The sequence below is a fragment of the Algoriphagus halophilus genome (assembly GCF_900129785.1).
GTDB classification, from domain to species: domain Bacteria; phylum Bacteroidota; class Bacteroidia; order Cytophagales; family Cyclobacteriaceae; genus Algoriphagus; species Algoriphagus halophilus.
Map to the genome: position 1 here is coordinate 1 of NZ_FSRC01000003.1, position 13,625 is coordinate 13,625.

Annotated in this window: 18 protein-coding genes; 9 read left to right on the forward strand and 9 right to left on the reverse strand. The window is 37.8% G+C overall.

The window, feature by feature from the left end:
- Nucleotides 1–265 precede the first annotated feature (265 nt).
- From BUR11_RS16725 to BUR11_RS16745, 5 genes are read left to right on the forward strand one after another with little or no spacing between them, the layout of a single operon-like run.
- Nucleotides 266–1,507 (forward strand): dihydroorotase, encoded by a 1,242-nt coding sequence (locus tag BUR11_RS16725; protein WP_074226178.1) that lies wholly within the window; start codon nucleotides 266–268, stop codon nucleotides 1,505–1,507.
- Nucleotides 1,500–2,012 (forward strand): DUF4199 domain-containing protein, encoded by a 513-nt coding sequence (locus BUR11_RS16730; protein ID WP_074226179.1) that lies wholly within the window; start codon nucleotides 1,500–1,502, stop codon nucleotides 2,010–2,012. The genes BUR11_RS16725 and BUR11_RS16730 overlap by 8 nt, the downstream gene beginning before the upstream one ends.
- A gap of 6 nt (nucleotides 2,013–2,018) precedes the next feature.
- Complete coding sequence (locus BUR11_RS16735) at nucleotides 2,019–2,567, forward strand: DUF4199 domain-containing protein (RefSeq protein WP_074226180.1); 549 nt, start codon at nucleotides 2,019–2,021, stop codon at nucleotides 2,565–2,567.
- A 3-nt stretch (nucleotides 2,568–2,570) separates the two neighbouring features.
- Nucleotides 2,571–3,533, forward strand: a complete 963-nt coding sequence (locus tag BUR11_RS16740; protein WP_074226181.1) for a glycosyltransferase family 2 protein — start codon at nucleotides 2,571–2,573, stop codon at nucleotides 3,531–3,533.
- Nucleotides 3,533–4,495 carry a glycosyltransferase gene (locus BUR11_RS16745; RefSeq protein WP_074226182.1) on the forward strand — a complete coding sequence of 321 codons (963 nt, stop codon included), beginning with the start codon at nucleotides 3,533–3,535 and terminating at the stop codon, nucleotides 4,493–4,495. The genes BUR11_RS16740 and BUR11_RS16745 overlap by 1 nt, the downstream gene beginning before the upstream one ends.
- On the opposite strand, the gene BUR11_RS16750 is transcribed toward BUR11_RS16745, so the two are convergent.
- Nucleotides 4,492–5,256 (reverse strand): class I SAM-dependent methyltransferase, encoded by a 765-nt coding sequence (locus BUR11_RS16750; protein WP_074226183.1) that lies wholly within the window; start codon nucleotides 5,254–5,256, stop codon nucleotides 4,492–4,494. The genes BUR11_RS16745 and BUR11_RS16750 overlap by 4 nt on opposite strands.
- Before the next feature lie 176 nt (nucleotides 5,257–5,432).
- Here BUR11_RS16750 and BUR11_RS16755 point away from each other — a divergent pair, with 176 nt between their 5' ends.
- On the forward strand, nucleotides 5,433–6,929 hold the full coding sequence (locus BUR11_RS16755; RefSeq protein ID WP_074226184.1) for a TolC family protein: 1,497 nt from the start codon (nucleotides 5,433–5,435) through the stop codon (nucleotides 6,927–6,929).
- A gap of 87 nt (nucleotides 6,930–7,016) precedes the next feature.
- Here BUR11_RS16755 and BUR11_RS16760 read toward each other — a convergent pair whose 3' ends face one another.
- From BUR11_RS16760 to BUR11_RS21200, 8 genes are all read right to left on the reverse strand, one after another.
- Nucleotides 7,017–7,178, reverse strand: coding sequence for an Arc family DNA-binding protein (locus BUR11_RS16760; RefSeq protein WP_074226185.1), 162 nt, complete (start codon nucleotides 7,176–7,178; stop codon nucleotides 7,017–7,019).
- Between the two features lie 3 nt (nucleotides 7,179–7,181).
- Nucleotides 7,182–7,670, reverse strand: coding sequence for a hypothetical protein (locus tag BUR11_RS16765; protein ID WP_074226186.1), 489 nt, complete (start codon nucleotides 7,668–7,670; stop codon nucleotides 7,182–7,184).
- Between the two features lie 2 nt (nucleotides 7,671–7,672).
- The gene (locus BUR11_RS16770; RefSeq protein WP_074226187.1) at nucleotides 7,673–8,521 is read right to left on the reverse strand and encodes an SPFH domain-containing protein; all 849 of its coding nucleotides are present in this window, start codon (nucleotides 8,519–8,521) and stop codon (nucleotides 7,673–7,675) included.
- A 119-nt stretch (nucleotides 8,522–8,640) separates the two neighbouring features.
- Complete coding sequence (gene ftsY, locus BUR11_RS16775) at nucleotides 8,641–9,597, reverse strand: signal recognition particle-docking protein FtsY (protein WP_234982187.1); 957 nt, start codon at nucleotides 9,595–9,597, stop codon at nucleotides 8,641–8,643.
- A gap of 89 nt (nucleotides 9,598–9,686) precedes the next feature.
- Complete coding sequence (locus tag BUR11_RS16780) at nucleotides 9,687–9,839, reverse strand: DUF4295 domain-containing protein (protein WP_074226188.1); 153 nt, start codon at nucleotides 9,837–9,839, stop codon at nucleotides 9,687–9,689.
- A gap of 36 nt (nucleotides 9,840–9,875) precedes the next feature.
- Complete coding sequence (rpmG, locus tag BUR11_RS16785) at nucleotides 9,876–10,058, reverse strand: 50S ribosomal protein L33 (RefSeq protein ID WP_014020702.1); 183 nt, start codon at nucleotides 10,056–10,058, stop codon at nucleotides 9,876–9,878.
- A gap of 31 nt (nucleotides 10,059–10,089) precedes the next feature.
- Nucleotides 10,090–10,332, reverse strand: a complete 243-nt coding sequence (gene rpmB, locus BUR11_RS16790) for a 50S ribosomal protein L28 (RefSeq protein ID WP_074226189.1) — start codon at nucleotides 10,330–10,332, stop codon at nucleotides 10,090–10,092.
- Nucleotides 10,333–10,434: 102 nt separating this feature from the next.
- Nucleotides 10,435–10,593, reverse strand: coding sequence for a DUF5522 domain-containing protein (locus tag BUR11_RS21200; protein ID WP_159439240.1), 159 nt, complete (start codon nucleotides 10,591–10,593; stop codon nucleotides 10,435–10,437).
- Between the two features lie 74 nt (nucleotides 10,594–10,667).
- Here BUR11_RS21200 and rocD point away from each other — a divergent pair, with 74 nt between their 5' ends.
- Genes rocD through hemB form a run of 3 tightly spaced genes read left to right on the forward strand, consistent with a single transcriptional unit; the run spans nucleotide 10,668 to nucleotide 13,529 of the window.
- Nucleotides 10,668–11,903 (forward strand): ornithine--oxo-acid transaminase, encoded by a 1,236-nt coding sequence (gene rocD / locus BUR11_RS16795; protein ID WP_074226190.1) that lies wholly within the window; start codon nucleotides 10,668–10,670, stop codon nucleotides 11,901–11,903.
- Between the two features lie 2 nt (nucleotides 11,904–11,905).
- On the forward strand, nucleotides 11,906–12,559 hold the full coding sequence (locus BUR11_RS16800; protein ID WP_074226191.1) for an HAD family hydrolase: 654 nt from the start codon (nucleotides 11,906–11,908) through the stop codon (nucleotides 12,557–12,559).
- A gap of 1 nt (nucleotide 12,560) precedes the next feature.
- Nucleotides 12,561–13,529, forward strand: coding sequence for a porphobilinogen synthase (hemB, locus tag BUR11_RS16805; protein WP_074226587.1), 969 nt, complete (start codon nucleotides 12,561–12,563; stop codon nucleotides 13,527–13,529).
- Nucleotides 13,530–13,625 lie beyond the last annotated feature (96 nt).

Sequence of the window (13,625 nt, forward strand, 5' to 3'; positions counted from 1 at the left end):
GATCACTCCGAAGGGCTTTTGTGTTTTCATGCCCCCAAGAAAAGGAACCCGAACCACCCATTATTCAAGCCAGCTAGATAGCTGGCTTTTTTTGTTCATCCTCATCCCATCTATTCTGGAGGATTCTGATGCCTAGTAACTTGTATAGATAAAGCCAACTGAATATGGTTTGCTGATCTCCGCAGAAGTTTTTGTTTAATACAATTCAATTTCTACTTTTCATTTTTAGAATATTGTTGCAGTTTTGTAGCAAAGAAAAAAGTTCATGTCAATTCTATTTCAAGGATTAAAATTGATAACTCCTTCAGGAGTTCAAGAAGCTCAGGATTTTATTTTTCACGAAGGTGAACTTCTTCCCGCATCAGATCACACTAACATACAGCCTACAGAAGTAATAGACGCTTCTTCATTAATGGTGTCCCAAGGTTGGGTAGATCTAAGATGTATGGTAGGAGACCCGGGCTTTGAATACAAAGAAACGGTGGAGTCTCTTTGTGAAACGTTGATGAGTAGCGGCTTTTCGACTGCTGTGGTGTTACCAAATACTAATCCTGTTATTCAAAGTAAAAATGAGGTAGATTTTGTCCTGAACAAGGCAAAAAAATATCCATTGAATATTTTGATGCAAGGAGCTGTGACGAAGAATAATGAAGGAGAAGATCTTACCGAAATATTGGACATGTATCATCAGTCCGGAGTGACCATATTTGGTGAAGGCACGAAGACACTGGCCAATGGTGATCGATACATGAAAATCCTGCAATACCTTCAGAAATTTAACGGAGTTCTTTTTGACCATGCGTATGACCCTTTATTGGCGATTTTTGGTCAAATGCATGAGGGTGAAAACTCTACCATGCTAGGGATGAAAGGAATCCCAAGCTTAGCAGAGGATGTAGCCATTCAAAGAAACCTGGAGATATTGAATTACACAGGAGGGAAAGTGCATTTCCAGACTGTAAGTACTGCTAAGGGGGTTGACTTAATTCGAAAAGGGAAGTCTCAGGGATTAAATATTTCCTGTGATGTGTCTATTTACCAATTGCTCTTTACTGATAAAGACCTGATGTCTTTTGATGCTAATTTTAAAGTGAGACCTCCGTTTAGAGGTGAATCAGATAGAAAAGCTTTAATAGAAGGATTAAAAGATGGAACCATTGATGCAATGGTTTCTAATCACAGGCCACAGGATTTCGATTCCAAGTTCATGGAATTTGACCTGGCTTCCTTTGGTATGGTGGGCCTTCAAACATTTTTACCTGCATTGGTGCAACTTCAAGAGGAACTTTCGTGGCCATTATTGATTGAAAAATTGACAACAGGTCCACTTTCAATCATTGATCAAGAGAATAAAGCATGGACGATCTTTGATCCAAATGAAAAATGGTTGTTTGATAGGAAGTCCAATAAATCCAATTCATTTAATTCCCCGTGGTTCGGCAAAGAGCTCACTGGGAAAGTGAAATATGTGATTCAAAAAGGAGGGTTAATTAAAGTCAATGAATAGGTATTTCAAATCTGCTTACCTATTTGGTGTGTTGGGAGGATTATTAGGTATTATTTCTTTTTTTACTCTTTCCTTCTTTAATGAAGACCCCACTACCTTAAATTTAATTTTCGGTTATGTAATCGTACCGATCTCCATTTATTTGGCTTTACGGTATTTTAAGGATTATTCTAATCATGGCTATATATCTTTTGCTGAAGGAATGAGTGTTGGCTTTGTCGCCTATATGATTATTGCAATTCTTTCCTTTATTGGGATTTACCTGATTTTATCTTTCGACTCTTCTCTTTTTGAGCTAATAAAGTCTTCTAAAATTGATACTTTAGTAACAAGTAAAGAAACGATCGTTTCTCAGGTGGGAGATAATTCCTACGAGGCAACTCTTGAAAGTGTAAAAGAAATGGAGATTTCTGATGTCGCTCTAAATGATGCTATCTGGAAAATCGTACCGGGTCTTTTTTTTACTATTATTATTTCAATTATTTTGAGAAAAAACCCTAACTAGAAAATTATGGAAGAGCAACAATCTCCTTTTAAAGCGGCTATTCAACCAGGATTAACGATTGGCTTGATATCGCTTGCATTGACTTTTATTGCTTACTTTATTGATGCCACCTTATTAGGTTCCGCTTGGTTTGGTCTAATCGCTTTGGTAGTCTTTTTTGGATTGATCATCTATTTTGGTAGACAGTACAGGACTGAAATTGGTGGGTTTATGACTTTTGGGACTGCCTTTAATTTTAGCTTTATAGCCATTCTTATTTCCGGTATCATAGGTCTTATTGGACAGATTTTGCTTTTTCATGTAATTGACCCATCCTTACCTGGTGTATTGGGAGACCTAGCATTTGAAAACAGTTTAAAAATGATGGAGAATTTTGGAGCTTCTCCTGATTCACTTCCTCCAGGCCAACTGGAAGAAATGAGAGCAAACACTACCAATCAATTTACCTTAAAAGGTCAATTGACCAGTTTTGGAATAGGGATTATTATCTACGCTATTATTGCATTAATTTTAGCTGCTATTCTCAAAAAAAGAGATAAGTCTCTGGATTATTAAAATATGCCTCAAATTTCCGTAGTCGTTCCTGTATTTAACGAAGAGGAATCTCTGAATGAATTAACTCAATGGATTAGCCGTGTCATGGATGACCACGGCTTTTCTTATGAGATACTCTTTGTCAATGATGGTAGTACAGATGACTCTTGGTCTGTCATTAATCGATTATCCGAAAAGAATGAATTTGTCAAAGGGTTAAATTTCACGAGGAATTATGGAAAGTCCGCGGCCTTGGATGCAGGATTTCAAAAAGTATCTGGAGAGGTCGTAATTACCATGGACGCGGACTTACAAGATAGTCCAGATGAAATCCCAGGATTATATACCTTGATCAAAGAAGGTGGTTTTGATGTTATTTCCGGCTGGAAAAAAGAAAGACATGACCCCATAACAAAGACGATACCTTCTAGATTTTTTAATGCCGTCACAAGATGGATATCTGGAATTAAATTACATGATTTTAATTGTGGACTAAAGGCGTATCGAATAAAGGTCGTGAAGAATATTCATATCTATGGTGAAATGCACAGATACATTCCCTTGCTTGCAAAATGGAATGGCTACCCCAAAATAGGTGAGAAGATTGTTCAACATCAGGCCAGAAAATATGGGTATTCCAAGTTTGGTATTGAGCGCTTTCTCAATGGGTTTCTAGATTTAATTTCAGTTTCTTTTGTACATCGATATAAAAAGAAGCCTATGCACTTTTTTGGATTATTAGGCTCTTTATCATTTTTTTCGGGCTTTGTAATTACTTGCTGGCTTATATTTCAAAAGGTCTATGGACTAAGTAAAGGGTTAGAGGTACGTGAGATTACCGAGCAACCCCTGTTCTTTTTAGCGTTGGTTGCATTAATTATAGGAGTTCAATTATTTGTGACTGGATTTATTGCAGAGTTGATGACTTCTAATCAGTCCAAAGAGGCCGAGTATAAAATAGACGAAGAGCTTAATTTTGACTACTGATGTTTTTCTCGGTTGTCATACCGGTTTATAACCGTCCTGAAGAACTTGCAGATCTATTATCTAGTTTGGTTCATCAAACAGAGCAGGATTTTGAAGTGATTGTCATGGATGATGGTTCATCTATTACTTCAAAAAGGGTAGTCGATCAGTACCAGAATAAACTTCATATCCAATATCATTTTGGAGAAAACCAAGGCCAAGGTTTTGCGCGAAATGAGGGAATGCGATTGGCAAAGGGAGATTTTTTTGTAATTCTGGATTCTGATGTCTTATTGCCCAATAACTACTTAAAGCTGCTTAAAGTGGCTATATTGGATAGAAACCTAGATGCTTTCGGAGGTCCTGATGCAGCTGATAGTGATTTCAATCCCCTACAGAAAGCAATGGATTTTGCGATGACTTCTTTTTGGACTACTGGTGGAATCAGGGGAAAATTAAAGGATCCTGCCAAGTACCAGGCTAGAGGTTTTAACATGGGGGTTTCCCGTACTGTTTTCGAATCTACGCAAGGGTTTTTGGATCCCAATCAAGGAGAGGATATAGAATGGAGTATCCGAATAAAAAATGCAGGATTTCAATTGGAATTGGTGGAAGAGGCTTTTGTGTTTCATAAGAGGAAGAACACCTTAGCTTCTTTTGCTAAACAAGCATTTTCTTTTGGTAGAAATAGAGTGAACGTGTCAAGATTTCACCCCGATGCCATCAAGCTGGTTCATTGGCTACCAAGTCTATTTTTAATCTTTTTGATCAGTATAGTATTCACAGGGATTTTCCAATTTCCTGTATTTTATGGTCAATTGCTGTTACTGTTTGGATGGTCTATGGCTGTATTTATATCAGCAAGTATACGTTATAAGTCTTTTTTGGTGGGGGGGCTGAGTTTATTTACCTCATTCACTCAATTATGTTCCTATGGCACAGGTCTAATTGTAGAGTGGCTTAAAAAAGCGATTAAGGGTTAAAGCCCCTTCTTACACACAAATATGATTTCTTTTTCCGGTAAAGCGTATTTTTTAATGACTTCCTCGGAAAGATCCTTTACATAATTGTTTTCCTCAATTTCTATCCCTGATTTTCTTAGTCTTGCGGCATAATCATTTCCATATTTTCTGACATGGTCCCGCTGGCCAAAAATACGTTCTCTTTCTGCTGGGTCAGTAATACTTGCATCTTCGAGGGTTTCAGGTAAGTCATATACAGGAGATTGAATGATTCCCCATCCATCTTTCTTCAATACCCTATTAATCTCGGAACAAGCTTTTATGTCATCTTCCACATGTTCCATCACATGATTACAAAATACCACATCAATGGAATCGTCTTCAAAAGGTATTTGATGAACGTCCATTTTTACTTTGGCAAGAGGGGATTCAATATCCCCTGTAATATATTCCAGGTTGGGTAAAGCTTCAAATCGATCAATGAAACAATGTTCGGGAGCAATATGAAGGACTTTCAAAGGAGCTGAAAAGAAATTTGTTCGGTTTTGAAGGAATAACCACATCAGTCGATGCCTTTCTAAAGCTAAACAGTTAGGACATAACGCATTTTCCCTGGCTACTCTCCCATATGGTAGGAATTTTTTATAGCTATGATCGCATACTGGGCAATTGACATCGGTTCCCTTATTGAGTTGGGCAAAAAACTTCATGACCAATGGACTTACTTTTTGTAAAATAGGTCTTGGAATGTACCGGATGACAAAACTGATGATGGGCTTCATTCTATTCTTATTAAAGCCGCAAGTTACTCAATGTTGTGCTAGTAGCCCAGTTCTAACTATTCTTTTAACTCTTTAGGAAGTTTTAGCATTTGAGCCCAAAATGTCTTTTGCATCCCATTAAACTATCATTATTTTAGTTGAACTCTTTTTAAACCTGATTCCTCAATAATTATTCTATGGACTTTCCCTTTTCTTCTAAATTACTTGGTTTTACTTTTTTTGCATTGACCTTCTTGATCTCTCCCCAATCTAAGGCACAGGACTCGATTACTTATTCGTTGGAGGAAATGGTCCAAAGGGCAAAAGATCAGTCACCTGCCTCTTTAAGGGCAAAAACTAGAAGAGAAAACAGGTATTGGGGGTATAGGTTCTTTAGATCAAATTATAATCCCCAATTGAGGCTTAATGGAAATATTCCTTCTTATTCTCAAGCTTTTAACAATGTGGAGCAACCAGATGGATCCATTCAGTTTAGAGAGGTAAATCAAAACTTTATTGATGTGGGCTTGGGTTTGCAACAAGTAATTGCGCCCACGGGAGGGACTGTCTCGGTGAATACTTCTACCAATCGATTTGATAATTTTTTAGCTGGAGACAATGATGTTCAAACAAGCTGGTCAGGGATTCCTTTGAATGTGAGTTTGTCACAACCTATTTTCGCCTATAATCCTTATAAGTGGGATAAAAAGATTCAACCTTTATTATTTGAAGAAAGTAAACGAGAATTCGTAGAAGAGGCTGAAAGAATCTCGATGATGGTTACGGAGCTATTTTTTGATTATTTAATTGCCCAAGTGAATTTTGAAATAGCATCTAAGAATCTAGCCAATACCGAGAACATTTATTCTATCGAGAAAAAACGGTATGAAATAGGGGCCACTTTCGAGGATAAATTATTACAAGTGGAGTTACAAACGCTGCAAGCAAAACAGGATTTGGCTCAGGCACAGTTAGACCTTGAGCGATCTTCTCTGGCAGTAAATTCTTACATAGGGTTAAATCAAAATGCCAAGATCAAATTGCTTTCGCCAAATGAGATCCCGGATTTGAATGTAGATATTGCTGAAGCGATCAATTATGCTTTTCAGCATCGGTCTGAAGCCTTGGGCTTTGAAAGGAGAATGCTTGAATCGGAGGCGGATGTTGCCAATGCTAAAGGTCAAAGACTCTCCATGAATTTAAATGCGAGTTATGGATACAACAATGCAGCATTGACTTGGGGAGGTATTTATGATAACCCCAATACGCAAGCATTGGTAAATCTAGGGATTTCAGTTCCTATTTTGGATTGGGGTAGAAATAAGGCTAGGATGTCACAAGCATTGGCGAATCAACAATTGACCGAATATGAAGTGGAGCAGGAGAGGATCAATTTTGAACAAGAGATTTTTACTAAAGTCAGGAATTTCTTGATGATTCGAGATAGGATTGAAGTAACCAAAAAATCAGATGAAGTAGCCGAAAAAAGATATCAAATCGCTTTAAATAGGTATCAGACAGGGAATGTAACCATTTCTGATTTGAATATTGCCCAGAATGAAAAAGACACTAACAAGAGAGCTTTTTTTAATTCATTAAAAGATTATTGGATGGCATACTACGAACTCAGAGCATTGACTCTTTATGATTTTGAAAACAAGGAATTACTTTATATACCTGAACTTGAACAATGAAATTAGAAATATCGTGTAGTGTTGAAATTCAATTCTTTACCTAGGCCGATTTTTTGATTAAAAATTCAAACTCAAGGGTCAGATTTACTAATTTTCATTTTTTGGAAGTCTTCCATTTTTCTTTAAAGCCTCCCTAACAATCCATTCCAATTGACCATTGGTGCTTCTAAATTCATCGGATGCCCATTTTTCTATTGCCTTCATCATTTTTTCATCCAGTCTCAGCGCAAAGGCCTTTTTCCCAGCCATACTCTATACCTCCTTCCAATTTTCTAAATACGATCTAAGCTCTTTAGCTTTAGATGTACCTATCATTATTTTCTTTTTTTCGCCTGTATCAATCAAAATTCCTTCAGTACCCAAAATACTATAGGCTTTTGCGGTTTTATTTCCCTTCAGGCCCCATCCTCCATAATCTGTCAGAGGACTATAATTAATCACTTTGATGGACAGAATGTTGCTTTTTTCTATTTTCCGCCAACTTCGAACAAAGGGAAAATACCGAAATGAAACCCCAAAATCATCAATTCTTGTTTCAAGTTTTAAACTTGAGATGAAAATTAGGATAAGGACTAGCGTTATCATTACAAATGTTAAACCCATTCCAATTTCGGTCTTATCCTCGGCATTGAAATAAAGGACGATAAGGAGAACTACCGTGGGTAATTCGAAGAGCAGGATCAAATACATGATCCAGGTCCCACGGTAAGTTTGTTCTTCTTTGAAAACCCGATTACCCATTGTTATTGATGTAGTGTACCAACATTTAGAACAGGGCTAGCACTTTTATCTGAGCAAAGCACAACCATTAAATTAGAGACCATGACAGCCTTTTTTTCATCATCAAATTCAATAATATCTTTCAGCTTTAAGTCTTCCAAAGCCATTTCTACCATTCCTACTGCTCCTTCCACTATTTTCTGACGAGCTGCAACTATCGCAGTAGCTTGTTGTCTTTGAAGCATGGCAGATGCAATTTCTGAGGAGTAAGCCAAGTGAGAAATTCGGGCTTCAATCACTTTAATTCCTGCATGATGTAGTCTTTCACTGATTTCTTGCTCTAGCGAATGGTTGACATCCTCTACCCCGGAGCGTAAGGTGATTTCAGCCTCTTCATCCTCAAAATTGTCATATGGATAAAGTCCTGCCATTTTTCTGATAGCCGCATCTGACTGAAGGTGAACAAAGTTTTCATAATCATCTACATCAAAAGTTGCCTTGAAAGTGTCTTCCACTTGCCAAACAACGATAGTACCGATCAGTACGGGGTTACCGATTTTATCATTTACCTTGACAGGCTTGTTTTCAAAGTTTCTCACTCGAAGTGAGATTTTCTTTTTGGTCATAAATGGATTTACCCAATAGAATCCATTGGCTTTAACACTTCCCTTGTATTCTCCGAAAAGAAGCAAAACCATTGCTTTATTCGGTTCCACAATGAAAAACCCTGGTATTATAAGAATTGATATTAAAACTGACGCTGCTCCCACTAAAGGAAGATCGTTAACGAAAGCGAAAATAGTGGTTACTATCAGCGCTAGATCTAAAAGGATAAAAATGTATCCTGAGTTTGGTTTGCTTATTTTTTCCATTTCAATATGATGTTAAAATGATATCATATTAAATTACGGTAAAATTATTGAAATGGTTATAGTTATAGCAAAAAAAACCTCAGATAGCTCTGAGGTTGAATACGGCAAGAGAAGATTTTTTATTTTTTTGTAAACAACGAGTCAACAAATTCTTTTCTATTGAACAATTGTAAATCGGTCATTTTTTCACCTACTCCGATGTATTTCACTGGGATTTTGAATTGGTCAGAAATACCGATTACAACCCCTCCTTTTGCGGTGCCATCCAGTTTGGTGACTGCAAGGGAAGTAATCTCTGTTACTTTGGTGAATTCTTTGGCTTGAATAAAGGCATTTTGCCCGGTGGAGCCATCTAGAACCAGTAAAATCTCATGAGGTGCATCAGGAATAAACTTTTGCATGACACGTTTGATCTTTCCCAATTCGTTCATCAAATTGACTTTGGTGTGCAATCTACCGGCGGTATCAATAATTACTACATCTGCTTGGCTATCTACTCCTTTTTTTACGGCATCAAAAGCTACTGAGGCAGGATCTGTATTCATTCCGTGTGATATCACTGGAACACCTACTCGTTCACCCCATAAAATCAATTGATCAACTGCTGCAGCTCTAAAAGTGTCTGCGGCGCCCAGAACTACGGATTTCCCAGCTGATTTAAAAAGGTTGGCCAATTTACCAATGGTTGTGGTCTTTCCGACTCCATTTACACCCACCACCATGATCACATAGGGTTTCTTTCCTTCTGGAATTTCGAAATCCAGTAAATCCTGCGAATTGTTTTCTTCTAGCAGGCCTGAAATCTCTTCTTTAAGAATCTTATCGAGTTCCTCTGTGTTGACGTATTTGTCTCTTGCTACTCGTTCTTCAATTCTTCGAATAACTTTGATCGTGGTGTCGACTCCGACATCAGAGGTGATGAGGATTTCTTCCAATTCATCTAAAATCTCTTCATCAACTTTTGACTTCCCAACTACTGCTTTGCTGAGTTTGGAAAAGATGTTTTCGCTAGATTTCTGCAAGCCTTGATCCAGGCTTTCTTTCTTGTCTTTAGAAAAGAAACCAAAAATTCCCATAGTGATTGTTTTAAAAACGGAATATAACGAAAAAGTCCCTGCTGACCTTTGACCAGAGGGACTTAAATGCATGAAGATGCACTAGGCAATTATTTGCTTAAAGTTTCCTGTACCGAGGTGGAAGGAACCATTTCTTCTCTGAATGTATAAGCACCAGTCTTATCAGACTTTACAGCTCTGATGACTTTAGCGTATGTTACACCGTCTTTTTTCTTCAGGGTTGCTACTACTTTCTTAGCCATATCTTTTTCGTTTTACAGGAATAATCCTGAGCTGATTTACTTAATTTCTTTATGAACAGTAACCTTCTTCAGAATTGGGTTGAATTTTTTCAACTCCAATCTTTCAGTTGTGTTCTTTCTGTTCTTGGTAGTGATATATCTTGAAGTACCTGGCATGCCTGAAGTCTTATGCTCCGTGCATTCCAAAATCACTTGTACTCTGTTTCCTTTCTTAGCCATCTTCGTGTAAATTTTAAGGTCGTGACTTTGATTATCTGATTACGATCATGCCAGAATCCTGAGCTTCTTTCAAAACTGCAGAGATACCTTTTTTGTTGATAGTCTTCAATGCCTTAGTGCACACTTTAAGTGTGATCCATGCGTCTTCTTCTGGAACGTAGAAAGTCTTCTTATGAAGATTTGGATAGAATCTACGCTTCGTTTTGTTGTTTGCATGGGACACGTTGTTTCCTACGCGAGGTCTTTTTCCGGTAATGTCACAAACTTTTGCCATGATATAGTATCGTAATTTGTATGCGTTTCTGTAATGAGTCTGCAAATATCGGAACTTTTTGGGAATTAACAACAAAGGAATTTAAAATTATTCCCTTTTAATTCAACCTTTTGGGTAAGGGCAGTGTTTACACCCGTTTCCGCAGCAGTATCCCCTTTTTAAGTGGTAGTGTTTTGTGAATACCATCAAGCCTTCTTCGTTGAAATAATAATCTTCCGAAGTTAAATTAGGGGTATTTTGAGTGTTCTTTTCTGGTTTCATGCCTAGAGGTACAGCCAATTATCCTATTTTTGCTGATAAGAGATCACAATTCAGGATACAAAAATAAGAAAAACATGCAGACAATCACATCTAGCTCTCAGGCAATTGAATTAGAAGAGAAGTATGGTGCTCATAATTATCATCCATTACCTGTTGTTTTGGCTAAAGGAGAAGGTGTTTTCCTTTGGGATGTGGAAGGGAAAAAATATTATGATTTTCTTTCTGCGTATTCAGCAGTTAACCAAGGCCATTGTCATCCAAGAATTAAGAATGCGTTGATTGAACAAGCAGGGATTTTGACTCTTACCTCCAGAGCATTTCATAATGATGTTTTAGGGCCATTTGAAAAATACCTGACGGAATTTTTTGGGTATGACAAGGTGCTGCCGATGAACACGGGAGCGGAAGGTGTCGAGACTGCCATTAAAATCGCTAGAAAATGGGGGTATGAGCGCAAAGGTGTAAATGAACAACAAGCCAAAATCATTGTGGCAGAGAATAATTTTCATGGTAGAACAACCACGATTATTTCCTTTTCTAATGATGAAACTGCTAGGAAAAACTTTGGACCATATACCCCAGGCTTTATTAAAGTTCCCTATGATGATATTGATGCATTGAAAGCAGCACTTCAGGATCCTGACGTAGTTGCTTTTTTGGTAGAACCAATACAAGGTGAGGCTGGTGTTTATGTGCCATCAGCTGGATACTTGAGAAACGCTAAGGATGCCTGTGCGGATAAGAAGGTCTTATTTATTGCGGATGAAATCCAAACTGGCATTGCAAGAACAGGTAAGATGTTGGCGGTAGATCATGAAAATGTGCGTCCTGATATGGTTATTTTGGGAAAAGCTATTTCTGGAGGATTCTACCCTGTTTCTGCAGTTCTTGCCGATGATGAGGTCATGAATGTCATCAAGCCGGGGCAGCATGGCTCTACCTATGGAGGTAATCCTTTAGGAACCAAAGTTGCTATGGCGGCTTTGGATGTAGTAAAAGATGAAAGTTTGGCTGAAAATGCGGAGAAACTCGGTATAGTTTTCCGTAACAGAATGCAAAAACTGGTTGAAAAATCGGATTTGGTGAAACTTGTTAGAGGGAAAGGTTTGTTGAATGCGGTAGTAATCAATGATACTGAAGAAAGTTCAACGGCATGGGATATTTGCATTGGGCTAAAGAATAATGGGCTTCTGGCAAAACCTACTCATGGAAATATTATTCGATTTGCTCCTCCTTTAGTAATGACCGAAGAGCAAATTCATGAATGCTGTGACATCATTGAGAAAACAATTACTGAATTCAAGAAATAACTATGCTTAAAGCAGTGATTTTCGATATGGATGGGGTCATTTGTCACACCAACCCATATCATTCTGTCGCGTTTCAGCAATTCTTCGCCAAGAGAAATTTGAATCCCTCCGAGGAAGAATATCAAGAACATATGTACGGGAAGAATAATGGCTACATATTGAGTCATTTCCTGGGGAGAAAGGTCGAAGGGGAGGAATTGGCTATTTTAGAAGATGAAAAAGAGAGTTTGTTTCGGGAGATCTATAAAACAGAAGTAGATCCAATTCCTGGCTTTATGCCTTTCTTCCAAAGTTTAAAAAAATCAAGCTTGCCTACTGCGGTAGCTACTTCAGCCCCAAGGGCGAATCTGGATTTAATTATCAATACACTGGATATTTCAAACTTGATGAATTCTCAGTTGGCTTCAGAAGATGTTTCAAAACATAAGCCTGACCCAGAAGTATATTTAAAGTCTGCTTATAATTTAGGTATTGCCCCATCAGATTGTTTGGTTTTTGAGGACTCCTTCTCGGGAGCAAGTGCTGGATTAAATGCAGGAATGAAGGTAGTAGGGGTGTTGTCTAGCCATTCTAAAGAGGAGCTTCCAGCATGTCACTATTATATAGAGGATTATTTAGGGCTGGATTTAGCTCATTTAAATGAATTATTTGAATAACATGCAAAGAAGACCAAGAAGAAATAGAAAATCTGAGGTGGTTCGAAGTTTAGTGGAAGAAACCTCTGTTTCAGTGAAGGATTTGATTCTTCCTTTGTTTCTAGTTTCTGGGACAGGGAAAAAAGTAGCAGTAGATTCCATGCCAGGGATTTTCAGGTACTCTATTGATACCATGCTTTCGGAGATTGAATCCTGTTTAAAACTTGGAATATCCTCCTTTGATGTGTTTCCTGCTTACCCGGAAGAATTGAAGGATGCAAAAGCCAGTGAAAGTTTCAATCCCGAAACATTTTATTTAAAAGCTTTGAGGGAAATTAAAAAGCAGTTCCCTGAAGTTTGCTTGATGTCTGATGTGGCTATGGACCCTTATAGTAGTGATGGACATGACGGAATTGTGAAAGACGGAAAAGTGCTGAATGACGAAACTTTGGAAGTATTGGGGAGAATGTCTTTGGCACAAGCTGACGCTGGAGTGGATATTCTAGGCCCTTCTGATATGATGGATGGAAGGGTAGGATATATAAGAGACCTTTTAGATGAACATGGTTTCACGGATACCTCTATTATGTCTTATACTGCTAAATATGCCAGTGCATTTTACGGCCCTTTTCGGGATGCTCTTGATTCTGCTCCCAAATTCGGGGATAAAAAGACATACCAAATGGATTATGCAAATTCTAAAGAGGCTTTGATCGAAGCAGATTTGGATATGGAAGAGGGTGCGGATTTTTTAATGGTGAAACCAGCATTGTCCTATTTGGATATCATCAAGCTATTAAGTGATAATTATCCTCTACCTATAGCTGCTTATAATGTATCTGGTGAATATAGTATGGTGAAAGCGGCAGCAGAAAGAGGATGGCTGGACGGGGAAAGAGCTATGTTAGAGATTTTGACCAGTATTAAAAGGTCAGGAGCTAAGATTATTCTAACCTATTTTGCAAAGGAATATGCCCAATTAGGGAGATAGAATTACTTCTAGTTTCAAATTTTAGTAAAAACCGGATTTTTTCCGGTTTTTTTGTGAAAGGGTGGTTTGATTTTATCCTATTTTTAAAAGAAACGG

Coding starts and splice junctions, on each gene's coding strand:
- BUR11_RS16725 (WP_074226178.1), top strand. CDS start 266: ATGTCAATTCTATTTCAAGGATTAAAATTGATAACTCCTTCAGGAGTT.
- BUR11_RS16730 (WP_074226179.1), top strand. CDS start 1,500: ATGAATAGGTATTTCAAATCTGCTTACCTATTTGGTGTGTTGGGAGGA.
- BUR11_RS16735 (WP_074226180.1), top strand. CDS start 2,019: ATGGAAGAGCAACAATCTCCTTTTAAAGCGGCTATTCAACCAGGATTA.
- BUR11_RS16740 (WP_074226181.1), top strand. CDS start 2,571: ATGCCTCAAATTTCCGTAGTCGTTCCTGTATTTAACGAAGAGGAATCT.
- BUR11_RS16745 (WP_074226182.1), top strand. CDS start 3,533: ATGTTTTTCTCGGTTGTCATACCGGTTTATAACCGTCCTGAAGAACTT.
- BUR11_RS16750 (WP_074226183.1), bottom strand. CDS start 5,256: ATGAAGCCCATCATCAGTTTTGTCATCCGGTACATTCCAAGACCTATT.
- BUR11_RS16755 (WP_074226184.1), top strand. CDS start 5,433: ATGGACTTTCCCTTTTCTTCTAAATTACTTGGTTTTACTTTTTTTGCA.
- BUR11_RS16760 (WP_074226185.1), bottom strand. CDS start 7,178: ATGGCTGGGAAAAAGGCCTTTGCGCTGAGACTGGATGAAAAAATGATG.
- BUR11_RS16765 (WP_074226186.1), bottom strand. CDS start 7,670: ATGGGTAATCGGGTTTTCAAAGAAGAACAAACTTACCGTGGGACCTGG.
- BUR11_RS16770 (WP_074226187.1), bottom strand. CDS start 8,521: ATGGAAAAAATAAGCAAACCAAACTCAGGATACATTTTTATCCTTTTA.
- ftsY (WP_234982187.1), bottom strand. CDS start 9,597: ATGGGAATTTTTGGTTTCTTTTCTAAAGACAAGAAAGAAAGCCTGGAT.
- BUR11_RS16780 (WP_074226188.1), bottom strand. CDS start 9,839: ATGGCTAAGAAAGTAGTAGCAACCCTGAAGAAAAAAGACGGTGTAACA.
- rpmG (WP_014020702.1), bottom strand. CDS start 10,058: ATGGCTAAGAAAGGAAACAGAGTACAAGTGATTTTGGAATGCACGGAG.
- rpmB (WP_074226189.1), bottom strand. CDS start 10,332: ATGGCAAAAGTTTGTGACATTACCGGAAAAAGACCTCGCGTAGGAAAC.
- BUR11_RS21200 (WP_159439240.1), bottom strand. CDS start 10,593: ATGAAACCAGAAAAGAACACTCAAAATACCCCTAATTTAACTTCGGAA.
- rocD (WP_074226190.1), top strand. CDS start 10,668: ATGCAGACAATCACATCTAGCTCTCAGGCAATTGAATTAGAAGAGAAG.
- BUR11_RS16800 (WP_074226191.1), top strand. CDS start 11,906: ATGCTTAAAGCAGTGATTTTCGATATGGATGGGGTCATTTGTCACACC.
- hemB (WP_074226587.1), top strand. CDS start 12,561: ATGCAAAGAAGACCAAGAAGAAATAGAAAATCTGAGGTGGTTCGAAGT.